19 protein-coding genes are annotated in these 23,228 nt (G+C 76.6%); 6 read left to right on the forward strand and 13 right to left on the reverse strand.

What is annotated here, in order from left to right; translation table 11 throughout:
- Positions 1-12: 12 nt before the first annotated feature.
- From EYB28_RS16095 to EYB28_RS20550, 3 genes are all read right to left on the reverse strand, one after another.
- Positions 13-1,656: a DUF5719 family protein gene (locus tag EYB28_RS16095; protein ID WP_166849914.1), complete on the reverse strand. Its 1,644-nt coding sequence runs from the start codon at positions 1,654-1,656 to the stop codon at positions 13-15.
- Positions 1,653-5,087: a glycosyltransferase gene (locus EYB28_RS16100; RefSeq protein ID WP_166849916.1), complete on the reverse strand. Its 3,435-nt coding sequence runs from the start codon at positions 5,085-5,087 to the stop codon at positions 1,653-1,655. The genes EYB28_RS16095 and EYB28_RS16100 overlap by 4 nt, the downstream gene beginning before the upstream one ends.
- Positions 5,088-5,166: 79 nt before the next feature.
- A complete protein-coding gene (locus EYB28_RS20550) occupies positions 5,167-5,499 on the reverse strand; it encodes a WhiB family transcriptional regulator (protein WP_304599263.1) in 333 nt (110 codons plus the stop codon).
- A gap of 194 nt (positions 5,500-5,693) precedes the next feature.
- On the opposite strand from EYB28_RS20550, the gene EYB28_RS16110 reads away from it, so the two are divergent.
- On the forward strand, positions 5,694-6,488 hold the full coding sequence (locus tag EYB28_RS16110) for a TIGR03089 family protein (protein WP_166849919.1): 795 nt from the start codon (positions 5,694-5,696) through the stop codon (positions 6,486-6,488).
- 20 nt (positions 6,489-6,508) lie between these two features.
- Here EYB28_RS16110 and EYB28_RS16115 read toward each other — a convergent pair whose 3' ends face one another.
- The 5 genes from EYB28_RS16115 to EYB28_RS16135 all read right to left on the reverse strand — a co-directional run bounded on the left by EYB28_RS16115 (position 6,509) and on the right by EYB28_RS16135 (position 12,239).
- Positions 6,509-7,285: a bifunctional 2-polyprenyl-6-hydroxyphenol methylase/3-demethylubiquinol 3-O-methyltransferase UbiG gene (locus EYB28_RS16115; protein WP_166849921.1), complete on the reverse strand. Its 777-nt coding sequence runs from the start codon at positions 7,283-7,285 to the stop codon at positions 6,509-6,511.
- Between the two features lie 69 nt (positions 7,286-7,354).
- A complete protein-coding gene (locus tag EYB28_RS16120) occupies positions 7,355-8,293 on the reverse strand; it encodes a lysylphosphatidylglycerol synthase domain-containing protein (RefSeq protein WP_240930597.1) in 939 nt (312 codons plus the stop codon).
- Positions 8,290-9,459: a glycosyltransferase gene (locus tag EYB28_RS16125; protein ID WP_166849923.1), complete on the reverse strand. Its 1,170-nt coding sequence runs from the start codon at positions 9,457-9,459 to the stop codon at positions 8,290-8,292. The genes EYB28_RS16120 and EYB28_RS16125 overlap by 4 nt, the downstream gene beginning before the upstream one ends.
- Positions 9,456-10,514, reverse strand: a complete 1,059-nt coding sequence (locus tag EYB28_RS16130) for a glycosyltransferase family 2 protein (protein ID WP_166849926.1) — start codon at positions 10,512-10,514, stop codon at positions 9,456-9,458. The genes EYB28_RS16125 and EYB28_RS16130 overlap by 4 nt, the downstream gene beginning before the upstream one ends.
- 39 nt (positions 10,515-10,553) lie before the next feature.
- On the reverse strand, positions 10,554-12,239 hold the full coding sequence (locus EYB28_RS16135; protein WP_240930598.1) for a DUF2142 domain-containing protein: 1,686 nt from the start codon (positions 12,237-12,239) through the stop codon (positions 10,554-10,556).
- A gap of 112 nt (positions 12,240-12,351) precedes the next feature.
- Between EYB28_RS16135 and EYB28_RS16140 the strand changes: the two genes are divergently transcribed.
- Together EYB28_RS16140 and EYB28_RS16145 are read left to right on the forward strand one after the other, a co-directional pair.
- Positions 12,352-13,722: an LCP family protein gene (locus EYB28_RS16140; RefSeq protein WP_240930599.1), complete on the forward strand. Its 1,371-nt coding sequence runs from the start codon at positions 12,352-12,354 to the stop codon at positions 13,720-13,722.
- 20 nt (positions 13,723-13,742) lie between these two features.
- The gene (locus EYB28_RS16145; RefSeq protein WP_166849929.1) at positions 13,743-15,095 is read left to right on the forward strand and encodes an LCP family protein; all 1,353 of its coding nucleotides are present in this window, start codon (positions 13,743-13,745) and stop codon (positions 15,093-15,095) included.
- Between the two features lie 91 nt (positions 15,096-15,186).
- Here EYB28_RS16145 and purE read toward each other — a convergent pair whose 3' ends face one another.
- From purE to EYB28_RS16165, 4 genes are all read right to left on the reverse strand, one after another.
- Positions 15,187-15,717, reverse strand: coding sequence for a 5-(carboxyamino)imidazole ribonucleotide mutase (purE, locus tag EYB28_RS16150; protein WP_166849931.1), 531 nt, complete (start codon positions 15,715-15,717; stop codon positions 15,187-15,189).
- Positions 15,714-16,931, reverse strand: a complete 1,218-nt coding sequence (locus EYB28_RS16155; RefSeq protein WP_166852586.1) for a 5-(carboxyamino)imidazole ribonucleotide synthase — start codon at positions 16,929-16,931, stop codon at positions 15,714-15,716. The genes purE and EYB28_RS16155 overlap by 4 nt, the downstream gene beginning before the upstream one ends.
- A gap of 88 nt (positions 16,932-17,019) precedes the next feature.
- Entirely contained in the window at positions 17,020-18,363 is a 1,344-nt protein-coding gene (locus EYB28_RS16160) for an ATP-binding protein (RefSeq protein WP_166849934.1), read from the reverse strand.
- A 27-nt stretch (positions 18,364-18,390) separates the two neighbouring features.
- Positions 18,391-19,074 (reverse strand): response regulator transcription factor, encoded by a 684-nt coding sequence (locus EYB28_RS16165; RefSeq protein ID WP_166849937.1) that lies wholly within the window; start codon positions 19,072-19,074, stop codon positions 18,391-18,393.
- Between the two features lie 179 nt (positions 19,075-19,253).
- Here EYB28_RS16165 and EYB28_RS16170 point away from each other — a divergent pair, with 179 nt between their 5' ends.
- Genes EYB28_RS16170 through EYB28_RS16180 form a run of 3 tightly spaced genes read left to right on the forward strand, consistent with a single transcriptional unit; the run spans position 19,254 to position 21,987 of the window.
- On the forward strand, positions 19,254-20,564 hold the full coding sequence (locus EYB28_RS16170; protein WP_166849939.1) for a sensor histidine kinase: 1,311 nt from the start codon (positions 19,254-19,256) through the stop codon (positions 20,562-20,564).
- Positions 20,561-21,256 (forward strand): response regulator transcription factor, encoded by a 696-nt coding sequence (locus tag EYB28_RS16175; protein ID WP_166849942.1) that lies wholly within the window; start codon positions 20,561-20,563, stop codon positions 21,254-21,256. The genes EYB28_RS16170 and EYB28_RS16175 overlap by 4 nt, the downstream gene beginning before the upstream one ends.
- A gap of 44 nt (positions 21,257-21,300) precedes the next feature.
- A complete protein-coding gene (locus EYB28_RS16180) occupies positions 21,301-21,987 on the forward strand; it encodes a hypothetical protein (RefSeq protein WP_240930600.1) in 687 nt (228 codons plus the stop codon).
- A 103-nt stretch (positions 21,988-22,090) separates the two neighbouring features.
- Here the strand turns inward: EYB28_RS16180 and EYB28_RS16185 are convergent, their stop codons facing one another.
- Positions 22,091-23,023, reverse strand: a complete 933-nt coding sequence (locus EYB28_RS16185; protein WP_166849945.1) for a hypothetical protein — start codon at positions 23,021-23,023, stop codon at positions 22,091-22,093.
- Between the last annotated feature and the right edge of the window lie 205 nt (positions 23,024-23,228).

A 23,228-nucleotide genomic window follows, 5' to 3' on the forward strand; every position in this document is an offset into this window, starting at 1 on the left:
CCGGGACCGCGGTCAGCGGCCCGCGTCGATGCCGCGCACGGCGACGTCGCCCGCCGCGGCGGTCGCGGGCGTCGGCGCCAGCACCGAGACCAGGGTGCCGCCCTCGGCCGTGCCGTCGTCGGCCGTGAGCACGACGCCCCACACGACGCCCTGCCCCGAGCCCTGCCCCGACCCGTCGTCGGCGCGGTCGACGCGCACCGCGACGGGCACCTCGCCGTCGCCGCCGGTCAGGTCGGCGACCGGCAGCCCGGTCGTGGCGCCCGCCGCCACCTCCACGTCCCGCGACGCCACCTCGGCGCCCCGCGCGTCGTACGCCCGCACGGTGACCGTCGCGGTGCCCCGCGGGTCGACGTCCGGGTCCCGCTCGTCCGGCACCCCCGCCAGGGAGACCTCGGCCCGCGCGTCGCCGGGCAGCGCCACCATCCCGAGCGCCGCGCCCTCCGCCCCGGCGGACGGCGCCGGCTGGGCGTGCGCCCACGCCACGTCGTACGGGGTCCCCGACACGACGGAATCCTCCGGCAACGCACCCGGCCGGTCGAACCGCGCCGCCCCCGTGACCGGCACGTCGGCGTCGACCGCCACCGCGTAGGTGCCGGCGGGCAGCCCGCCCAGCGGCACGTCGGTCACCGTGCCCGCCTCCAGCTCGACCGTGGACGCGCCGCGCAGGACGACACGTCCCTCGGGGCCGTAGACGCTGATCCGCGCGGTCCCGTCCCCGTCCCCCGGGGCCAGCAGCCGGAGCCGCGGCGCGTGCTTGTCGTCCAGCTCCTCCCCGCGGCTGACGACGCCCGCGACGGTGAGCGCGCGGCGCGGCGCGACCCCGGCACCCACCAGGTCCACGCCCACCGGCAGGAGCCCGTCGATCGCCTGGCTCTGCAGGGACGCCGTCACCCGCGCGCCGGCGGACGAGACGTGCACGGCGAGGCGGTCCTGCTCGGGCGCCACCGACTCCATGCGGGTGGTGACCTGCTCGTGCGCCCCGACGGTGAAGGTGCCCCCGCCGCCCAGCGCGACGGAGCCGCCCGGCCCGTACACGTCCAGGGTGATCGTCGCGGGCCGGTCGCTCGGGTTCTGCACGACCAGCGTCGACGTCGCCCCGACGGCCGTGCTGCCGCCGACCAGCCAGTGCGACGTCCCCGGCACGGCGCACTCCCCCGCCGCGAGGCCCCGGAGGTCCCCCTGCGTGGTGAGCGAGGCGAGCGTGCCCGCCGCGAGGAACGTCTGCCCGGCCACCGGCGTGGCCCGCAGGGTGCGCACGCCGTCGGCCTCCGCCCGCGCGGCAGCCGCGTCGCCGCCCTGGTCGTCCAGCGCCGCCGCGCGCCCGCCGCCGAGCCCGGTCGTGCGCGGCGGGCGGACGTCGTCCCCGGTGCCGGCGGCACCGAGCACCGCGGCGTCCAGCGTCGTGGCGGTCCGCACGGGCGCGGCCTCGAACTGCGAGTCGCCGACGTCGGCGCCCTCGGGCAGGGAGGCCGGCGCCGGGCACACGAGCGTCTCCTCGCCCGGCGGCACCGCGACGGTGCGGGTCCCGGCCGCGACGGCGCGCTGCTCGGCGCCCGTCCACTCCTGCACCCACTGGTCCCCCACGGTGGCGACCGCGGCCAGGAGGGCGGCGGCCGCCGCGCCCGTCACGACGGCCGTCACGGTCCGCGCGCTCATCGCCCCCTCCTCCGGCCGACCGGCAGCGCCAGCAGCGCGTACACCAGCAGCACGCCGCCGGCGAGCACGAGCCAGGCGGTGCGGTGCGGCGACACGTACTCCACGTGCAGGTGCCCGGCCTCGGGGCCGACCACGAACGCCTGCGTCCCGCCGGCGTCCACGCCGAGCAGCCGGCGCCCGTCGAGCGTCGCCCGCCACCCGCCGTCGTGCGCGGCCGCGATCCGCAGCGAGCGCTCCTCGGCCCCGTCGGGCACGTCGCCCGAGGCGCGCATGCCGGTTGCGTCGAGGGTCCGCCCGGCGTCCCGCGGGGCGAACGTCGCGGCGTCGGCCAGCTCGCCCCCGGTCGCGGTGCCCGGCTCACGGTCGGGAGCCTCGTCCGGGGAGGTGCGCACCACGGTGGCCCAGGCGGGCGCGGGGCCGTCGGTCGTCACCCGCCACACCAGCGTGCCGCCCTCGGTCACGCGGGAGAGGCCCGGCACGAGGTCGAGGGTCGTCACCAGCTCGGGGTCCCCACCCGCGGGCACCTGCACGGCGCCGACGCCCAGCGACGCGAGCCGCGCGGCGGCGTCGGCCGCCGGGCCGGTCGCCACGTCGGCCACGAGGTCGTCCAGCAGGGTGACGTCGTCGCGCGCGTCGCCCGGCAGCAGCCCGGCGGCACGGGCCGCGACGACGCTCGACGCGTCCTGCAGGCGCGACCCGTCGGCGTGCAGCAGCGTGTAGTCGACGACCGGGGCGACGTCGCCGCCGGCCTCCTGGCCGGCGGGCGCGCCGGGCTCCACCCTGTCGATCTGCAGCACAGACGCCGCCCGCGGCGGTGCCTGCATCTGCTGCCCGACGGCGGGGACGACCGGGGTCCCGCTCGCCCGCAGGGCGCCCACGTGGTCACCGGCGGTCGACCCGACGGTCCACGACGCGAGCTGCGCTGCCGGCAGGAGGAGCGCCACGACGCCGACGGCCGCCAGCCCGGCGGCCGGCAGCCGGCGGAGGCCCGCGTGCCGGTGCCACCCCGCCAGCGGCCGGTCGGGCAGCGCCAGCACCGCGGCGGCGCCGAGGCCGAGGAGCAGCACCGACAGGCCGGCGCCGGGCCAGCCCGTGACCGGGGCGTCCCGGCCGTCCGCCGTCGTCCCGCTCGCGACCGCCGTGGCCGCCGCGAGGACCGCCGTCGCGAGACCGGCCGCCGCGCCGAGCCAGGCCAGGCGCACGCCGCGCAGCGCCGTGGGACGTGCGAGCGCGACGAGGGCGAGCAGCAGCACCACCGCGCCGAGAAGGGCGGGACCGGCCCTGCCGAGCAGCCCGGGCGCGCCGTCCCCGTCCAGCCCGAACCACGTGACGTCGCCCGGCAGGCCGAGCAGCAGCTCCAGGCCGGTCGGCGCGCCCGCGGCGACGACGGGCCCGCCCGGCTCGGCCAGCAGGAGCCGCCAGCCGCCCGCGGACCAGTCGCCCGTGACCTGGACCCAGTACGGCAGCGGCAGCACGACGGCGGGCAGGAGCACGAGCAGGATCCGGCGCCAGGCCCGCCGCGCCAGCACCGCCGCCGCGCCCAGCACGACGGCCGCGACCGGCAGGAGCACCGGCGCGGCGCACACGGCCACGGCCAGCAGCAGGCCCGCCGCGCCGGCGGCGCCCAGGGAGCCGCGCCGACGCCGGCCGGTCCGCGCACCGGGCACGTCCACCCGGTCCCGGGCGTGCGCGCCGACGGCCCGCAGCACCGCCACCAGCACCCACGGGAGGACCAGATGGACGACGAGGGCGCCGAGCCGGCCGGAGGCCAGCGTGGCGAGGAAGGCGGGGGCGGCGGCCCACGCGAGCGCGCCGGCGGCACGCACGCCCACGGCGCGCGTCAGGGCCCCGGTGCCCGCCCAGCCGGCCAGCGCGGCCAGCGGGAGCGCGAGCAGGACCAGCGTGTTCACTCCGGTCTGCGCCCCGCCGCCCACCAGGCCCGCGAGCGCGGCGAGCGGCAGCCACAGCGGGTCGGCGGCGGCGCGGGCACCCAGCCCGTCGCGCACCCACCCCGACGTGGCGGCCTCCCAGACGTCGCCGACCGTGCCCGGCGCGGGCAGCAGGGCGCCGCCGACGATCCGGCCGCCGTCGGCGAGCACGCCCTGCCACGGGCCGAACAGCACGAGGTCGAGCGCGACCACGGCCACCAGCACGGCGCCCAGCACCGCGTGCCGGGTGCGGGCCAGCCGGCGCAGCTCGGCCCGCTCGAGCTCGCCGGGCGCCCAGCGGACCCGGTGCGCCTCGGCGCGGGACAGGCGGGCGTCGCGGCGTCCGGCCGCCACCTCGCGCCACGTGCCGCGCAGCGGGCGCAGCACGCGGCGGGGCAGCCGGCGGGTGCGCGCCGCGCGGCGCCGGGCCCGGTACAGCGGGACGAGCCGCAGCGCCGTGACGGCCGCCGCGACGAGCTCGTCGCGCGCGTGCGCCGGACGCTTCAGCGCGAGCCGGTACATGGCGGCGAACGGCGCCCACACCAGCATCGCCGCCCACACCACCGGCAGCAGCGGCAGCGACGTCCACACGAGGCGGAGGAAGAGCTGGCTGCGCCGCCGGGCGTACCGCGAGGCCTCGACGTCCGCGGGAGCGTCCGGCTCCTCGCGCCGGCCCAGCAGCGACGCCTGCGCGTGGCGCACCACGGCGTCGGGCACGACGACGACGCGGTGCCCGGCGAGCCGGGCGCGCCGGCACAGGTCGAGGCCGTCGCCGAACGGGCCCACCTCCGGTTCCGTACCGCCGAGCGCGGTCCACACCGCGCCGCGCACGAGGGCGCCGGCGAGCCCGACCGCGAGCACGTCCTCGCGGCCGTCGTGCTGGCCCTGGTCGATCTCGGACTCGTCGACGCCCGTCATGCGGCGGCCCAGCGGGGAGACGGTGTGGCCGACCTCGATCAGCACGCCGGTGCCGTCAGGCGCCCGGTCGGCCGCTGCGCCGGACACGTCGTCGGGCGCCTCGTCGGGCACCTCGTCGGGCACGGTGTCCCAGCGGCGCTGCTTGCAGCCGGCGACGCCGACGGCGCTCGAGTGCTCGACCGCGCGCAGGAGCCGCGCGAGAGCGTCCGGCTCGGGCGCGGAGTCGTCGTGCAGGATCCACAGCCAGCCGTCCTCGGGCACCCCGACCGCCTGGATCCCCCGGTCCACCGCCTCGCCCAACCCGCGGACGCCGGCGGCGGCGACGTAGCGCATCTCCCCGAGCCGCAGGTCCGGGTGGCGGGACGTCGACTCCGCGGCACCGACGTCCACGACCACGACCTCGTCCGGCGCACGGTCCTGCGCGGCGAGGGCTTCCAGCGTCGCGGGCAGGAACGGCGTCCGGCCGCGCGTGACCACGACGGCGGTCACGGCGACGACGAGCGGGGCCGCACCCGTCGTCGTCACCGAGGACTCGGGCGCGGCCTCGCCGCTCGGGCGGGCGCGGGTCGTGTGCGGAGCAGTCATCCTGCTCGCCATGATGCGGCGCCCGTCCCCGGCAGCGTGGGATATCCGACCGTGCGTGTCGGCGTGCCGGGGCGCGCCGTCAGACGGCGCGTCGCTTCAGCTTGCGCCGCTCCCTCTCGGACAGACCGCCCCAGATACCGAACCGCTCGTCGTGCTCCAGGGCGTACTCCAGGCACTCGGCCCGGACCTCGCAGGAGCCGCAGACCTTCTTGGCCTCACGGGTCGACCCGCCCTTCTCCGGGAAGAAGGCCTCCGGGTCCGTCTGGGCGCACAGCGCCCGCTCCTGCCACCCCAGCAGCGTGTCGTCGTCGTCCACCTCCCCGAAGAGCGGCAGCACCGGCGCGACGCGCTCCGGCTCGCGGTCGGCGTCTGACGGGAAGCCCCCCCGGTCCCCATCCAGCAAGTTCCACATGGCGTGCCCCTCCATGCCCTTATTGGGGAAACTGCATACCTGGAATTACACGCGTGTCCTTCGGGGTCGTCAAGTCGAAATGTGCTAGGGATCGCGATCTGCACGCGCTTTTCACTCGCGCGGCCGCCGCCCGCACGTCCCGCACCCTCCGGCCCGTCCGCCACGCCGGCCGCCATGCTCCTAGGCTGACCGGCGTGAACCCTGGACGTCCGCTCCCCGACCTGTCCCGCCTGCTCGACCTCCTGGTCGCCGACCCGGGCCGGCCACGGCTCACCTGGTACGGCGACGACGGCGAGCGCGTCGAGCTGTCCGGCGCCGTGCTCGCCAACTGGGTCGCCAAGACCGTGAACCTGCTCGTGTCCGAGCTGGACGCCGGGCCCGGCAGCATCGTGGTGGTCGACCTGCCCCCGCACTGGCGGTCGGTCACGTGGACCCTGGCCGCCTGGCGGGCGGGGGCGACGGTCGTCGTGCCGCCCACGGAGGCCGGGCCGGACGAGGGCCCCGACGACGGGCTCGCCCGCCGCGCCGACGTCGTCGTCACGTCGCGGCCGGGCTCCTGGTCCGTCGCGCGCGACCGCGGGGCCGACCTCGTGGCCGTCGCGCTGCCGGCGCTCGCCCGCCGGTTCGACGGCGAGCTGCCCGCGGGCGCGATCGACGCCGCGGCCGCCGTCATGACCTACGGGGACGCGATCGGCTGGGCGCCGCCGACGGAGCCGGACGAGACCGCGCTGGAGTCCCCCGACGGCGCCGTGACCTTCGCCGACCTCCTCGGCCCCTGGGTCGGCGACCGCGAGCAGGAGCCGCGCGCGCGTGTGCTCGTCGCCGGCGACCGCTCCGCGGCCGCCGTGCTGCACGACCTGCTGGCCGCGTGGTCCGCGGACGGGTCCGTCGTCCTCGCGTCGGCCGCCACCGCCGCGGAGCTGCGCGACGACACGGCACGGCAGGACCGCGTCCGGGACACCGAACGGGTCACCGCGGGCGCGCTCTGACCCACCACGCCCCCGGCTGGTCAGACCGCGCGCCCCCAGGCGACCAGGCCGGTCCCGGTGCGGGGGAACGCCCGCTGCACCTGCCGGAACGGCCAGGTCGCGACCTGCACGAGCCGCCCCTGCACCGCGGTGGTCGGCTGGAACAGCCGGCCGCTGCGGGCCGTGCGCTGCGCCGTGGTGATCTCGGCGGTGCCGCCCTCGTCCCCCAGACCGGGGCGGCGCCGAGCCACCTGGTTGCGCACCGCCTCGAGGGCGTAGCCGAGAGGCATCCCGTACAGCCGCAGGCCGACGTCACGCAGGCCCGCGCGCTCCATCAAGCTCCGCAGGGCGTCCGGGTCGTAGCGGCGGAAGTGGCCGACGGCCGCGTCCATCGGCCCGAACCGCCACCGCCACGCCGGCGTGGACAGCACGACCCGCCCGCCCGGCGCGAGGCGGCCGACCCACTCCCGCAGCGCCGCCGCGTCGTCGTCGATGTGCTCGATCACCTCGAACGCGCACACCAGGTCGAACCGCTCGTCGTCCTCCAGCGCGTCCAGGCCGCCGTGCAGGACGCGCCCGCCCGTGCCCGCGGCGACGAGCCGGTCGGCCGCCGTGCGCGCGGACGACGCGTCGAGCTCCACGCCGGTGTACGCCGCCGCGCGGGCCGCGAGCCGCACCGCGACGGCGCCCTGGCCGCACCCCACCTCGAGCACGCGCGCGCCGGCGGCCGGCAGCAGCGGCTCGACGACGTCCCACCGCAGCGAGCCGTAGAGGGTGAGGGGCGGCGCGCCGGGCGCGGCGTCCGTGGTGCTCCGCATGGGTCGCTCCTTCCGGGAGATCGGCCGTCCGTGGCCGCCGCCAGCCTGCCAGGCACGGCGCCCCGCACGTCAGCGGCGCGCCCGGGCGAGCGCGCCGGCCGCCGCGAACCCGAGATCCACCACGGTCACCAGCACCCGGCTGACGAGGACCACGAGCAGCACCTCGGCGTGCGGCAGGGTCCCGGCGAGCACGGCCAGGAGCACCAGCTCCCGCGCGCCCGCTCCCGCGGGCATCACCACCACGAGGAACCCGACGACCCACGCCAGCGCGTAGCCGCCCACGGCGAGCGCGGCGCCCCGGGGGTCCGCCGGCATCCCGAGGCCGACGGCGAGCACCCAGACCTGCAGCCCGGCGCACAGCCAGCCCGTGACCGACCAGGCCGTCGCCGCGCCGAGCCCCCGCCAGGTCAGCGGTCGTTCCAGGGGCTCGCGCCGCGCGACGCGCAGTGCCCGGGCGACGAGCGCGTTGAGGACCGGCGGCGCCAGCACCACGGCGACGGCGGGCAGCGCCCACAGGACGCGCGCCGCGGGCCCGAGCTCGTCCACCGCGACGACGGGCAGCGCCACCAGCCCCACGACAGCCCCGGACACCACGCCGACGAGCGTGGCGACCGCCGTCGTCGTCACGGAGCGCCGGCGCGGGATCCCGTGGTCGGCCCCGATCTCGGCGGCGGCCACCACGTTCCACACCCCGCCCGGCACGTACTTGCCGAGCTGGCTGAGCCCGAAGACGGCGACCGCGGGCCGCAGCCCGACCGGCGAGCCCAGGTCCGCCAGGACGGCGCGCCACGCGCCGAACGTGCACGCGACGAACGCTCCCGACGCCACGAGCGCGGCGAGCAGCCGGCCCGCCGTCAGCGCCGCGGCCGCCTCTGCGAGGCCGTCGCGGGCGGCGACCACGGCGTAGACCGCGAGCCCGACGGCCGCGAGGAGGAACCCCCACCGCACCCACGGCGAGCGCAGCACGGCCAGCGCCCGCGCCACGGCTCCCCCCGCACCACCGCTCACGGCGTCACGCCCCGCGCGGCGAGCGCCGTCGCCAAGGGCTCCGTGACGGCGCCCGGGCGCACCCGGGCGCGGCCCGCGGCGGCACGCCGGCGCGCTCCGGCCAGCGCCTCCGGGTCGGTCAGCGCGAAGAGGCGGTCCGCGAGCGCCGCCGCGTCCCCGGGGGGTACGAGCTCCAGGTGGTCGCCGAGGAGCCGGCGCTGCGGCGGCGTGTCGGACGTCAGCACGACGCACCCGGCCGCGAGCCCCTGGAACACCTTGTTCGGCACGACCCTGGTCCCCTTGCCGGTGGCGGCGAAGATGCCCAGGCACACGTCGTGGGCCGCCACGAGCGCGGGGAGGTCGGCGGCGTCGACCCAGTCGTGCCAGGTGAGGCCGGCCACCCCCGCGAGCCGGTCCCGGACGGCGGGCAGGTCCTGACCCGCGCCGGCCAGGGTCACCTCGATCGGCCGTCCGGCCGCGGCGGCCCGCGGCAGGGCGTCTGCGAGGGCGTCGGCGAGCACGCGGGTGCCCTGCAGCGGGGTGAACAGCCCGAAGAACACGACCCGCAGGGGGCCGGCGACAACCTCGCCGCCGTCACCGGGGCCGGTGACGGCCTCCAGGTGGTGCTCGGCCTGCTCCCCGGCCCGCTCCCAGGCGCCGGAGGCGCCCACGGGGACGACGACGCCGCGCCGGGCACGGCGGGGCGCGAGCGCGCGCAGCATCGCGGCGTGCTCCGCCGTGTCGAGCACGACGACGTCGGCGCACGCCGTCGCGAGCCGGTCCAGGCCCCGCAGGAGTCGGACCCGCAGGCCGCGCACCCCACGGTCGGCGGCGGTGTCGGCGGCGAAGACGAGGTGGTCCAGGACCACGGGCGTGCGCGGGAACAGCAGCCGCGCCAGCACCACGTCGAAGTGCCCCAGGTAGCCGACGAGCACCGCCTCGGGCGCCCCGTGCCGACGGCGGTGTGCCCACGCGTCGCGCACCAGCCCCGCCCAGCACGCCAGCAGGCGCAGCGCGAGACCGCCGAGGTGCCACGGCTCACGCAGCATCCGGACCCGCTGCGCCGTGCTCAGGCCCAGCGGGCGGTCCAGCTCGTGCACCGCGTACCCGTGCGCGCGCAGGCCGTCCACGAGGACGGCGACGCGCGGGTGACGGGAGGCGTCGTAGGTACCGAACGCGACGATCACGGCCGGGCGTCCCCGGGCGTCCCCTCGGCGCCGTCCTCGGCGCTCCCGGCGGTGTCGGCGGCGTCGGCGGTCTCGACCGCGCGGACCGGGAGGTCGGGCGGCGGAGCCTGTGCGGCGGCGCCGTACTGGATCGCGCGCACACGCTCCAGCGTCTCCTCCACCAGCGTGCGGTTGGTGCGCTGCAGGTCCGCGATGACCAGCAGCGCCAGGCACAGGAGCGACCCGACGAGCATCGCCGCCGCGAAGACGAGCGACTGCACGTGGCCGCCCGGGTCGCCCGACGCCCAGAAGACGAGGAACCGGACCGCGGGGACCGCCGCCGCCACGAAGAAGACCGCCGCCAGGGTGAGGAACACCAGGTGCGGGCGGAACATGATCCAGCTGCGCACGATCGCACGCCCCGAGCGGGCCATGTGCTGCCAGATGTTGCGGAAGAGGCGCGACTCGCGCGTCTTCGGGTTGGTCGTGATCGGCAGGCCGGCGATCCGCAGGCGCTTGTTGCCCGCCTGGATGATCGTCTCCATGGTGTAGCTGAACTGCGTGACGACGTTGAGGCGCAGCAGCGCGGCGCGGGAGTAGGCGCGGAACCCGCTCGCGGCGTCGGGCAGCGACGTGCCGGCGGCCGCGCTGACCACCCGGCTGCCGAGCCGCTGCATGCGCTTCTTGAACGGCGAGAAGTGCTCGATGGTCGCGGTCTGCCGGTCGGCGACGACGATGTCGGCGTCCCCCGCGAGGATCGGCGCCACGAGGTCGCCGATGCGCTCGGAGGGGTACTGGTTGTCGCCGTCGGTGTTGACGACGACGTCGGCCCCGTGCGCGAGGGCGTAGTCCACGCCGTCGCGGAACGTGCGCGCCAGGCCCATCGTCGCCGTGTGCCGCACGACGTGCCGCACGCCGAGGCGGCGCGCGACCTCCGCGGTGCCGTCGGTGGAGCCGTCGTCGATCACGAGGACCTCCACCGCCTCGAAGCCCGGCACCTGCCGCGGGATGCCCGCCAGCACGAGCGGCAGCGTGGTGGCCTCGTCGAGGCACGGGATCTGCACGAAGAGCTTCATCGACACCTTCCGGGTGCGGCCACGGGCGACGCCGCGAGTCTACGAGTCGGCGCCCGCGCCGTCGGCGCCGGTCCGCCGGGCCGCCCGTGCCGCCCGGGTCGTGAGGGGCCACGGGACGGCGACGGCGAGCGCCGCCACCAGGGCGAGGGCGGCCAGGACCACGACGGCGGCCAGGGCGGGCGGCTCGAGCGGGCTCCACGCGAGCCACCGGTCGACGGCGTCGCCGACGCTCTCGCCCGGGCCCCGGTAGAAGGCACCGAACGCCCACCGCAGACCGGCGACGGCCGTGACGAGGGCCAGGGTCACCACGACGGGGACGGCGACGGCCAGGCGCCGCTCCGCCCGGCGCGCGAGCTGCCACAGCGCGATCGCGACGACGCCGGCGAGCGCCGCCACCCCGGCGAACAGGTAGCGGCCCTGGACCGCCGCGAGCCGGCCCGTCTCGGCGTGGAAGTCCCAGGCGTTGAACGCGACCCCGGCCGCCAGCCCGGCGGGGAACAGCAGCAGCACCACGGCCGCGCGCCGCGCCCCGGGCAGCGCGACCGCGACGAGCGCCGCGACCCCCAGGGCGACCGACCCGGCGACCACCCACCGGCCGTCGAGGCGGATCTCCAGCCAGGACAGGTTCCCGAAGAACGCCTGCGCCAGCTTCTCGGTGATGAGGGACGCGACGTCGCCGTCCGCCACCGGCGCCATCGTGTCGAGGTCGCGCGGGCGCCCCACGGGCTGCACGGCGCCGAGCGTGAGGACGTTGCGCACCCACCACCAGCCGCCGACGACGCCCGCCGCGACCGTCGCCACGGCCAGCCGCCCGAGCCGGGCCGGCAGCGCCGGCACCGGGCGGCCGCGCGCCAGCAGGTAGGCGACGCCCACCATCGGCAGGGCGAAGGCCAGCATCACCTTGCCGAGCAGCCCGAGGCCGACGACCGCGCCGAGCGCGACCGCCACCCGCCAGCGCAGGTCGCCCGTCACGACCCGCGCCGCGAGGTACGTGGCCCCGGCCCCGGCCAGCACCACGAACGCGTCGTTGTTGACGGACCCCATGATGTGGCCCAGCTGGGGCAGGAACAGCGGGAAGGCCGCCGCGACCAGACCCGCCGACGCCGAGCCCGTCACCCGGCGGGCGGTCCCCGCCGCCAGCGGCACCACGAGCGCCAGCAGCACGACGTCCAGCAGCCGCAGGGCCAGCATCGCCTGGTCCCACCGCGCGTCGGCGAGCCCCGTCACCCGCAGCACCGCCGCCCCGAGCGCGTAGTACGCCGGCGGGTGCTGCGTCATCTGGTCGATCTCGGTGCCGGACGACGCGTCGCCGACGGCGTTCGTCTCCCCGATGCGGGTCCGGTCCTCGCGCGGGACGGGCTCGACGTCGACGAGCTGGCGCTCGTCCGGCCGGTGCACCCAGCGTCCGGGCGGGTCGGCCGGGTAGGCGGCCTCGTCCACGGCGTCGGCGACCGCGGGGGCCACCCAGGCGTCGCCCGGCGCGGGCCACCCGCCCCCGTACGCGATCCGCAGCACGCTGTCGAGGTGGGTCTGCTCGTCCGGCGCACGGAACGCCGGCGTGGTGACCGACCACAGGACGCCCCAGGCGGCGACGGCGAGCGTCAGCACCGCGACGGCGCGGCGGTACGCACGGGAGCCACGTCGTGCCGCGCGTGTCCCGGACACGGGGACGACGGCGCCCGAGGCCGCGGGTCCTGGCCGGACGTGTGGCGTCGTGTCCGTCACGATCCCAGTCTTCCAGACGCCCTCGCCCGAGGCTTGACCCACACATTCCCTTCACCGGTCCGGACCTGCGGCATCTCCGGCCCGAGACATCAACCCTTTATGCTCACTTCCCGTGACTCGCCAGCCTGCCCGCCACGTGGCCGCCCGACCGGAGACGGTCCGCGGCCCGTCGCACGCTCGCACGCTGCGCAGCCACTCCGTCCTGCGGGGCGTCGGCATGGCCGTCGTCGCGGTGCTCGCGTTCGCCACCGCCGGCGGCGCGACGGCCGCCCTGCAGCTCACCGGCAACATCGAGTCGGTCGACACCGATGCCATCCTCGGCACCGACCGGCCCGAGAAGGTGCTCCCGAAGGACCCGAACGCCGACGAGCCGCTCAACATCGTGCTCATGGGCTCGGACAGCCGGGCCGGCGAGAACGCCGACATCGTGGGCGACGGCACGCAGGGCGCCCGCTCGGACACGACGATGATCATGCACATCTCGTCCGACCGGACCCGCGTCGAGATGCTGTCGATCCCCCGCGACACGACCGTCGACGTGCCGTCCTGCCCGACGGCGTCGGGCGCGGAGTCGAGCCCGCTGTACAGCACCAAGTTCAACGCCGCCTTCGCCCAGGGTGTGCTCACCGGCGGCGACGTCGCCTCGGGCGCCCTGTGCACGATGCACACCATCGAGACGCTCTCCGACGTGACGATGGACGGCTTCGTCGTCGTCGACTTCGCCGGCTTCGAGAAGATGATCGACGCGGTCGGCGGCGTCGAGATGTGCATCCCGGAGGACATCGACTCGCCCAAGGCGGACCACCTGGTGCTCGACGCGGGCGTGCAGGAGCTGGACGGCCCCACCGCGCTGAAGTTCGCACGCGCCCGCTACGGCGTCGGCGACGGGTCGGACCTCAGCCGCATCGGCCGGCAGCAGCAGCTCCTCGCCGCACTCGCCCGCGAGGTGCTCAGCGCCGGCACGCTCGCCGACCCGAGCAAGTCGCTGAAGTTCCTCAACGCCGTGACCAGCTCGATGACGATGAGCAGCAACTTCGCGTCCGTCCAGGGACTCGCCGGGCTGGCATACAGCGCCCGCAACGTGCGCCCTGGGACCATCGCGTTCATGACCGTCCCCTACGTGGCCGACCCGAACAACCCGGCCAACGTCCTCCTCGGTCCGGAAGCCGACGACGTGTGGGACAACTTGGAGCACGATCGCCCGCTCAGCGACGCGATCGCGGGCAAGGACAAGCAGGACGAGTCCGGGTCCGGCGACGGGTCCGGCGACGGGTCCGGCGACGGGTCCGGCGAGGAGGCCGCCGACACGTCGGGCAGCACCGACGGGTCCGCCGGGGGGGCGGACGCCGACGACGCGACGCCGGTGGCGGACGACGACCCGGACGCCGAGCAGGACACCGAGTCCTCGCCGGAGCCGACGCGGACCCGTGAGGCCGGCAAGGAGGCGTTCACCGGCGCCGACGTGACGTCGGTGTGCGGCTGAGCGCAGGGGGCAGACGAGGCATGAGCAACGACGACCAGCGGATCCCGCCGAGCTTCACGCCGTCGGGCGGACGCTCCGGGCGCCCGGAGCCGACCGGCGACGCGATCTCCGTGGGGGGCACCAGCCGACCGGCGCCGCGGCCCACGGGCGGCCGGGTCGGTCGTCGCGACGACGCCGCCCCGCTCGAGCCGCGGGTGCGGCGGCAGTCGTCCCGCGAGATCCCGACGACGCCGCCCGAGCGCCGCGGCTCCGGCCAGCGCGGCGCGCCGCGCTCGTACCCCCCGCGCGGGTCGCGCGCCGCGGCACCGCAGGCCGCCCAGGCCCGGACCACCCCGGCGCAGCCGCGGCCGTCGACGGCGCGGCGCAGCGGCCCGCCCGCCGGGGGTGCCGCGGTGGCCGCCTCCGCCGGCGGGCGCGGCGGCCTCCGGGTGCGCAAGGGTCGCGTGGCGGTCCTGATCCTGGTGCTCCTGCTCGTGCTGCTGCTGGCCTGGCCGATCGGGCTGATCCTGTGGGCCAACGGCAAGATCCAGCACGTCGACGCCCTCTCCGGGGCCGAGAACACCCCGGGCACCACCTACCTGCTCGCGGGGTCCGACGCGCGCGGCACCGGGTCGGTCGCCGACGACGGCACGGAGGGTGCGCGCACGGACACGATCATGGTGCTGCAGAAACCGTCCAGCGGCCCTGTGTCCCTCATCTCCATCCCTCGCGACACGTACACCGAGATCCCCGGGCACGACCCGAACAAGATCAACGCGGCCTACGCGTTCGGCGGGGCCCCGCTGCTGGTGCAGACGGTCGAGGGGCTCACCGGGCTGACCGTCGACCACTACGCGGAGGTCGGCTTCGGCAGCGTCGAGGAGATCGTGGACGCCGTCGGCGGCGTCGAGCTCTGCTACGACGACGACGTCGACGACAAGAAGAGCGGCCTGGAGTGGGAGGCCGGCTGCCACATGGCCGACGGCGAGACGGCGCTGGCGTTCTCACGGATGCGCTACTCGGACCCCAAGGGCGACATCGGGCGCGCGGAGCGGCAGCAGCAGGTGATCGCCGCCGCCGCCGCGAAGGTCGTCAAGCCCAGCGTGCTGCTCAACCCGGTCAACCAAGTCCAGCTCGTCAACGCCGGCACGGACGCCCTCGCCGTCGACCAGAGCACCGGCATGATCGACCTCGGCCGCCTCGCCCTCGCCTTCAAGGCGGCGACCGGACCCGACGGCGTCACCGGCACCCCGCCGATCGCCGACCCGGGCTACGACCCGGGCACCGGCGTCGGGTCCACCGTGCTCCTGTCGGACGACGCCGCGCAGTTCTGGGCCGACGTCCGGGACGGCAACCTCGAGGCCGGCAGCACCGTGGGGGGCATGCCCGGCTGACCGGCGCCCGAGAACACGGCTCGCCGAGAACGACGTGGCCGCCGTCATCCCCGGGGATGACGGCGGCCACGTCGTTCTCGGAGCAGGTCTCTCAGAAGCCGGGGCGCTGCTGCCGGGCCGCCCGGAGCTTGTCGCCCTTGGCGCGGGCGACGTCGCCCAGCTCCGCCTGGAAGGCGACCATGCGGCCCCGCAGCGCCAGCGACTCGGCGTCGGTCCCCGCGGCGAGGATGCGGGCGGCCAGGAGCCCGGCGTTGCGGGCGCCGCCGATCGACACGGTCGCGACGGGCACCCCGGCGGGCATCTGCACGATGGAGAGCAGCGAGTCCATGCCGTCGAGGTAGCGCAGCGGCACGGGGACGCCGATCACGGGCAGGGGCGTGACGGCCGCCAGCATGCCGGGAAGGTGCGCGGCTCCCCCGGCCCCGGCCACGATCGCCCGCAGGCCGCGGTCGGACGCGGAGCGCCCGTACTCGATCATCTCCGTCGGCATCCGGTGCGCCGAGACCACGTCGACCTCGACGCCGACCCCGAGCTCGGCGAGCGCGTCGGCCGCCGCCTCCATGACGGGCCAGTCGGAGTCCGACCCCATGACGATGCCGACGGCGGGCTGCTGGTCGCTCATGCGTGCTCCGTGCTCTCGGTGGTGGTGGCCTGCCCGCGCAGCAGCGCGGCGGCCTCGACGGCGCGGCGGCGGACCTCGGCGAGGTCGGCGCCGCTGACGTTGACGTGCCCGAGCTTGCGGCCCGGCCGGATGCCCTTGCCGTACAGGTTGACCCGCGCCTCGGGGAACCGCGCCAGCACCTCGGGCAGGGCGTCGGTGAGGGCGTCCAGCCCGGAGCCCAGCACGTTCGCCATGACGGTCCAGGGGGCGCGGGCGGCGGTGTCCCCGAGCGGCAGATCGAGCACGGCCCGCAGGTGCTGCTCGAACTGGCTCGTGACCGCCCCGTCGATGGTCCAGTGGCCGGAGTTGTGCGGCCGCATCGCGAGCTCGTTGACCAGCACCCGCACGGTGCCGTCGGCGTCGCGCGTCTCGAACAGCTCGACCGCGAGGACGCCGGTGACGTCCAGGCCCTCGGCGACGGCGACGGCGATCTCGCGGGACCGCGCGTCGGCCTCGGGCGCCAGGTCGGGGGCCGGGGCGACCACCTCGCTGCAGACGCCGTCGCGCTGGATCGACTCGACGACGGGCCACGTGCGCACCTCGCCCGAGGGGCGGCGGGCCACGAGGGCGGCGAGCTCGCGGACGAACGGCACCTTCTCCTCGACGAGCAGCGGCGGGCCGCCCGCGGCGACGCCCTCGAACCAGTCGGCGACGGCGTCCGGGGACGACACGACGCGCACGCCCTTGCCGTCGTAGCCGCCGCGCGACGTCTTCACGACGGCCTCGCCGCCGACCTCGTCGAGGAACTCCGCCAGCGCGGCCCGGCCGGCTCCCGGCTCCTCGGGCAGCGCGGCCCAGCGGGGGCACGGCAGACCCAGCTCGGTCAGCCGGCGGCGCATCACGATCTTGTCCTGGGCCTGCACCAGGGCGTGCGGGCCGGGGTGCACGGGCGTGCCGTGGGAGATGAGGTCGGTCAGCAGCGCGTTCGGCACGTGCTCGTGCTCGAACGTGAGCACCGTCGCGGCGGGGCGGCCGTCGCCGGGGGCGATGAGGTCACGGATCGCCGCGTCGTCCGACGCCGCGCCGACCGGCGCGTCGGAGACGACCTGCGCCGCGGACGACGCGGGGTCCTCGACCAGGATGCGGAGGCCGACGCCGAGCTCGGACGCCGCGGGCGCCATCATCCGGGCGAGCTGGCCGCCGCCGACGACGGCGACGGTCACGGGCGCGTCCAGGGGCACGGGGGCGTCCGTCGAGGTGGTCGGGGTGACGGGCTGCGGTGCTGAGGTGGGTCCGGTCACGGTGCAGAACGATACCGGCCGCTCACTGGTCGTGGTGCAGCCATCCGCGCCGGCGCCCGCGCGACGAGATCGTCGTCCCCGGCGGCAGGACGATCTTCGGGTCCAGGGTGCGCGGCACCCCGGCGAGGAACAGCGCGAACACGGGCGGCCGGCGCTGCGCGAGCGACAGGCGCCCGCCGTCGGCCGCGGCGAGATCCTGCGCCAGCGCGAGCCCGAGGCCCGTGCTGCCGCCCGTCGTGGTGCCGCGCTCGAAGATGGTGGGGGCGATCTCGTCGTCGACGCCGGGGCCCTCGTCGGTGACCTCGAGCACGACTGCGCCCTTCGGGCCGGAGGGGCGGGACCGGACCGTCGTCGTCCCGTCGCCGTACTTGAGGGAGTTCTCCAGGAGCGTCGCGATGATCTGCGCCAGCGCGCCCGGGGTGGCGAGGACCTGGTGGTCCGCCGGGACGTCGACCACCAGCGGCCTGCCGGCCCGCTCGAACGTCGGGCCCCACTCCTCCTCCTGCTGATGCACGACGACCGCCAGGCTCACGGCCTCCGTGGTGCCGCCCTGGGACCGGCGCGAGGCCGCGAGGAGGTCGTCGACCACCGCGACCAGGCGCTCCACCTGCTGAAGGCTGATGCGCGCCTCCTCGACGACCTCCGGGTCGTCCGAGGCGAGGGTGATCTCCTCCAGCCGCATCGTCAGCGCCGTCAGCGGGGTGCGCAGCTGGTGGGAGGCGTCCTGCGTGAACTGCCGCTCGGCCGCGAGCCGGCCGGCGAGCCGGTCGGCGCTGCGGACCAGCTCCGCCGCGACGAGGTCGATCTCCTCGATGCCCGACGGCTCCAGCCGCGGCCGCACCTGCCCGGAACCCACCTGCTCGGCCGACGCCGCCAGGTACACCAGCGGCGCGGAGAGGCGGTTCGCCTGCCAGACCGCGACCGCCACGCCCGCCGCCACCGCGACGATGCCGGCGATGACGACGAGCAGCACGGTCTGCGCCGACTTCACGTACGCGCCCACCGCCGAGACGGTGAACGAGACCGTGGCGCGCTCGTCGGTCAGCTTCGCCTTCTCGATCACCGGCCCGTCCACCGGCTCGCCGGCCGTGAGCTGGGTGCCGTCGGGCAGCGTGACGACCACGGACGCGGGCAGGTCGCCGTCACCGCTGCCCTGGCTCGCCCGCTCCATCGCCTCCGGCGTGACGTCGTCCTCGCCGGCGAGCGCCCGGTCCACGCTGCGGGAGAACTGGTCCACCCGGTCGACGACACGCTGCGACTCGTTGGCCAGCACGTACCGCGCGCCGAGGATGCCCAGCGGGACGCCGAGGAGCAGCACCGCCACGGCGACCGCGGAGATGGTCGCCAGCAGGACGCGACGACGCACTGGCGCTGCCCCCCGTCCGCCGCGCCGTCAGCTGGCGCCGAGCTCAAAGCGGAAGCCGAGCCCCCGCACCGTCGACACGTACCGCGGGGCGTTCGCGTCGTCGCCGAGCTTGCGGCGCAGCCAGGAGACGTGCATGTCGAGCGTCTTGGTGGACCCGACCGGGTCGGACCCCCACACGTCGCGCATCAGGGTGTCGCGCACGACCACGGAGCCGGCGTTGGCCACCAGCACCTTGAGCAGGTCGAACTCCTTGGTGGTCAGGTGCAGCTCGCGCTCGCCCTGGAACGCCCGGTGCGCGGAGACGTCGACGCGCACGTCCTGCGCGCGCAGCTCCTCCTCGTCCCCGACCTCGCCGTGGGTGCGGCGCAGCAGCGCCCGCACCCGCGCGAGCAGCTCGGCGAGGCGGAAGGGCTTGGTCACGTAGTCGTCGGCACCCGCGTCCAGGCCGACCACGAGGTCGACCTCGTCGGCGCGGGCGGTCAGGACCAGGACCGGGACGGTCAGGCCGGCGCCGCGGATCTCCCGCGCGACGTCCAGCCCGTCCTTGTCCGGCAGGCCGAGATCGAGGACCACGATGTCCGCGCTCCCGGCGTGGTCGACGGCTCCTTGACCTGTTCCTTGCACGATGACGTCGTAACCCTCACGTGAGAGAGCCCGCGCCAAAGGCTCGGCAATAGCCGGGTCGTCCTCGGCCAGCAGTACGTGGGTCATTCCCTCATGCTAGCGGCATCACCCCTGGTCCCGAGCACCCCCGGCCGCCGCGTCGCTGTGACGTGCGCGCCCCGGCGCGCCACACCGCCCGCCGTCCGACCACGGGACGGGACGGCGGCCCGGCGCGTCCGCCCACGGACGGACGCGCACCCGCCCGCCCCCGGCCTACCCTGGCGGCCATGACGTGGTACGAGCGGACGGGCCGGTGGCTGGAGGCGCACCGGTTCGTCGTCGACCTCACGACGACGGTGCTGCTCGGAGCGTTCCTGGCGACCTCGGCGACCGACCTGTACGAGACCGGCGCCTACGGCGGCTCGCGCGCCGACGTCATCGCCTGGTCCCTCGCCACGGCGGCCCCGCTGCCGTGGCGCCGGGTGCGGCCGGTGGCCTCGGCCGTCGCGATCTACGCCGTCGCGCTCGGCCACATGGTCGTCGGATTCCCGATGGTCATGCCGTCCGACCTGCTGGTGCTGGTCGCGCTGTTCTCGGTCACCGTCTACGGGCCCACCTGGGCGCACGTCACGGCGATCTCGTCGGCCGCGACGGGGTGCCTGGTCGCGTTCCCGATCGCCGCCGGACTGGCCGTGGGCGACACCGCGAGCATCGTGCACATGGTGCCCGTCGGCCTCTTCTGCCTGGTCACCGCGCTCGCCGTGTGGGCGTTCGCGCTCACCCGCCGGTCCCGCCGCGTCACCCTCGAGGTGCTGCGCGACCGCGCCCACCGGCTCGAGATCGAACGCGACCAGCAGGCGCAGATCGCGGCGTCCGCCGAGCGCGCGCGGATCGCCCGCGAGATGCACGACATCGTGGCGCACTCCCTGTCGATCGTCGTCGCCCAGGCCGACGGCGGGCGGTACGTCGCGGCGTCCGACCCGGCCGCCGCCGCCCGCGTCCTCGGCACCATCAGCGAGACGGGGCGCACAGCCCTGACCGAGATGCGTCGCCTCCTCGGCGTCCTGCGCGAGGACGACGACCCGGCCGCACGCCCCGAGCTCAGCGCACCGCGCTCCCCGGCGCCGCAGCCCGGTGTCGAGGAGCTCGACGACCTCGTCGACCAGGCGCGCGGGGCAGGGCTGCGGGTCGCCTACACCCGCCTCGGGGAGCCCCGACCGCTGACCGCCGGCATGGGGCTCACCCTGTACCGCGTGTGCCAGGAGTCGCTCAGCAACGTGCGCAAGCACGCCGGCCCCGACCCCGCCGTCACCGTCGCGCTGCACTGGACCCCCGACGAGGTCGAACTCGAGGTGCTCGACGACGGGCGCGGCGCGGCCGCCGCCGAGGAGTCGGAGCCCGGCTTCGGGCTGCGCGGGATGCACGAGCGCGCCAGTCTGTACGGCGGCACCCTGACGAGCGGCCCGCGCTCGGGCGGCGGGTACCGGGTGCACCTCGCCCTGCCCCTGCCGGGGTCGGCGCCCGTGCCCGGTGGCCACGACGCCGGCGGCACCGGCAGCCCAGACATCCCCGACAGCCCAGACCTGGAGACCGCATGACCGTCCCGCCCACCGACCCGTCGGGCGCGCCCGTGCGCGTGGCCCTGGTCGACGACCAGCAGCTCGTGCGCGCGGGCTTCCGCATGGTCATCGACTCGCAGCCCGACCTCGAGGTCGCGCTGGAGGCCGGCGACGGGGCCCAGGCGCTCCGGCTGCTCGCCGACCACCGCGTCGACGTCGTCCTCATGGACGTGCGCATGCCGCACCTCGACGGGCTCACCGCGACGGCCCGCCTCACCGCAGGCGCCGACGCGCCGCGCGTCATCGTGCTCACCACGTTCGACCTGGACGAGTACGTGCTCGAGGCGATCCGCAGCGGAGCCTCCGGGTTCCTGCTCAAGGACGCCCCGCCCGAGGAGATGCTCACCGCGATCCGCACCGTGCACCGCGGGGACGCCGTCATCGCGCCGTCGTCCACCCGGCGTCTGCTCGAGCACCTGGTCACGACGCTGCCCGCGGACCAGCCCGCACCCCAGCACGACGCCCTCGCCGCGCTGACCGAGCGGGAGCGAGAGGTGCTGGGCCTCATGGCCCGCGGACGGTCCAACACCGAGATCGCCGCGGACCTGTACGTCGCCGAGGCGACCGTCAAGACGCACGTCGGGCGGGTCCTCGCCAAGCTCGGCGCCCGCGACCGCGTGCAGGCCGTCGTCATCGCCTACGAGACGGGGCTGGTGCGGCCCGGGTCGTGACCGGGGGCCGGGGCGCTCTCCCGCCGCTCCCCTACCCTGGTGCGGTGCGTCGCGACCGTCCGGATCCCGCCGAGGGCACGCCCGTGGCCGCGGTCGGGTGCGACGAGCCGGACGGGGCCGGCAGGGCAGGTCGCGAGGAACGGTGGGCGCGACGGTTCGCCTGGCCGGTGCTGGTCGCGGCGCTCGTGTCCGTCCCCGCCGTCTGGCTGACGCTGCTGTCCGAGCCGTACCGGACGGTCGGTACCGTCGGCAGCCTGCTCACCGGCGCGGTCCTGCTCGCCGAGACGGTCGTGCTGTTCGTCGCCTCGGACGACAAGCGGGCCTGGGTGCGGCGGAACCGGTGGCTGGTCGTCGTCACGCTGGCGATCGCCGTCTCGGTGGTGCTGGCGGTCGGTCCCACCCAGCTGCTGCGGCTGATCCGCGCCGTCGGCGCCCTGCGGCTGCTGCGCGCCCGCCACATCGTGCGCGCCGGCCGGCGGGTCATGGGCCAGGCCTCCCTCACCACGGCGTGGGAGCGGGTGCTGACCGGCGTCGTCGTCACGGTGGTCGCCGCGTTCGTCGCCGTCGTGCTGGCCGACCCGACGTCGCGCAGCCGGGTGCTGATCGAGGACCTGGTGGGCGGCCCCGCGTACGTCTGGATGGTGGTGCTCGCCGGCCTGGTCCTCAGCGCCGCGGTCTTCGTGCTCGTGCGCTCGCGTGGCCGCCGCCGCGACGACGAGTTGTCAGGGTGAGAGCGGCGTTTCCCTCGCGCACGGTCTGACAGCTCACGCGTACGGCGAGTTGTCAGACCGAGCGCGGCGTATACCTCGCGCAGGGTCTGACAACTCGCGCGGCTCATGCGACGAGGTGGCGGCGCACGATCGCGACGACGCGCCCCGGCTCGTACCGGGCCGCCATCGCGGGCAGCCGGATCCGCACGGTCCGCGCGTCGGCCCCGATCTCGGCGTCACGCAGCAGGTCGTCGTACCACCGGTCGCGCTCCATGTGCCCGACGCCGTCGACCTCGACGACGAACCGCCGCCCGCCGGCCAGCAGCCACTCGACGTCGAGGAACCGCCGTCGGCCCCGCGCGTCGCGGCGCACCGCCTGCCGCGTCGGCTCGGGCAGCCCGGCGGCGCGACAGAGCCGCGCGAGGTCGATCTCGGCGAGCGAGTCCGCCCCGCCGACGACGTCCGCGAGCGCCAGCCGCATGACCTTGCGGTGCCGCACCCGGCCCACCTCGTCGAGCATGGTGAACAGGTCGTCCGTCGTCGCCGACCGCTGCTGCACGACGGCGGCCATCAGCCCCGACGCGGTGCGCCAGGATCGCTGCCACGCCGCGGCGTCGACTGCGGCTCTGGCCACCGTGTGCACCGGGAGCCCGGCGGCCTCGACGACGTGGTCGTCCCGCAGCCGGCGCGATTCGTGGACCGTCAACCACCGGTGCCGGTCGGGCTCGGCCCCACGGGGCACCACCAGGTGGACCGACTCCCGGTACCAGCCGGTGATCCCGTGCACCTCGAGTGCGGTCCACGCACCGATCACGCTGCGCGCGGGGCTACCGAGCACCGCCGCCCACCGCTGCGCCTCGCAGGTGAGCGGGCCGCGGTGCGTCACGACGACGGTCGGGCTCAGCTCGCGCCAACGCAGCGCGCGGAGGTGGCAGGCGACCTCGTCCCTGCCGACGTCGAGCGCAGCCAGCTGAGCGCGGGTGACGACCCGATGCTGCCGGCGGATGAGGCCGACGAGCCCGGGGACTGTCTCGTACACGCTCCTGGTTCCTGTCATCACGGCAGGGTGGTGCGGGCGAAGGCTGCGCGACCGACAGCCGGAGCGATCTGTGCGTCGCGTGGCCCTGTGGGCACGGTCCCGCCGAGTTGTCAGGGTGTGCGCGACGTCTACGTCGCGCAGGGTCTGACAACTCACACGCAGGCGGGTTCAAGCGGTCGTCGCAACACGCGTCGTCAGGCTGTCAAGAGTAGGCGGTTGAGTG

It is taken from the genome of Isoptericola sp. BMS4, from assembly GCF_011634835.1.
Classification (GTDB): Bacteria; Actinomycetota; Actinomycetes; order Actinomycetales; family Cellulomonadaceae; genus Isoptericola.

What these genes read in the sequence shown, in the direction of transcription:
- EYB28_RS16130 (WP_166849926.1), bottom strand. Translation starts at nt 10,514, where the DNA reads ATGAAGCTCTTCGTGCAGATCCCGTGCCTCGACGAGGCCACCACGCTG.
- EYB28_RS16175 (WP_166849942.1), top strand. Translation starts at nt 20,561, where the DNA reads ATGACCGTCCCGCCCACCGACCCGTCGGGCGCGCCCGTGCGCGTGGCC.
- EYB28_RS16100 (WP_166849916.1), bottom strand. Translation starts at nt 5,087, where the DNA reads ATGACTGCTCCGCACACGACCCGCGCCCGCCCGAGCGGCGAGGCCGCG.
- EYB28_RS16095 (WP_166849914.1), bottom strand. Translation starts at nt 1,656, where the DNA reads ATGAGCGCGCGGACCGTGACGGCCGTCGTGACGGGCGCGGCGGCCGCC.
- purE (WP_166849931.1), bottom strand. Translation starts at nt 15,717, where the DNA reads ATGAGCGACCAGCAGCCCGCCGTCGGCATCGTCATGGGGTCGGACTCC.
- EYB28_RS16165 (WP_166849937.1), bottom strand. Translation starts at nt 19,074, where the DNA reads ATGACCCACGTACTGCTGGCCGAGGACGACCCGGCTATTGCCGAGCCT.
- EYB28_RS16145 (WP_166849929.1), top strand. Translation starts at nt 13,743, where the DNA reads ATGAGCAACGACGACCAGCGGATCCCGCCGAGCTTCACGCCGTCGGGC.
- EYB28_RS16185 (WP_166849945.1), bottom strand. Translation starts at nt 23,023, where the DNA reads ATGACAGGAACCAGGAGCGTGTACGAGACAGTCCCCGGGCTCGTCGGC.
- EYB28_RS20550 (WP_304599263.1), bottom strand. Translation starts at nt 5,499, where the DNA reads ATGTGGAACTTGCTGGATGGGGACCGGGGGGGCTTCCCGTCAGACGCC.
- EYB28_RS16170 (WP_166849939.1), top strand. Translation starts at nt 19,254, where the DNA reads ATGACGTGGTACGAGCGGACGGGCCGGTGGCTGGAGGCGCACCGGTTC.
- EYB28_RS16115 (WP_166849921.1), bottom strand. Translation starts at nt 7,285, where the DNA reads ATGCGGAGCACCACGGACGCCGCGCCCGGCGCGCCGCCCCTCACCCTC.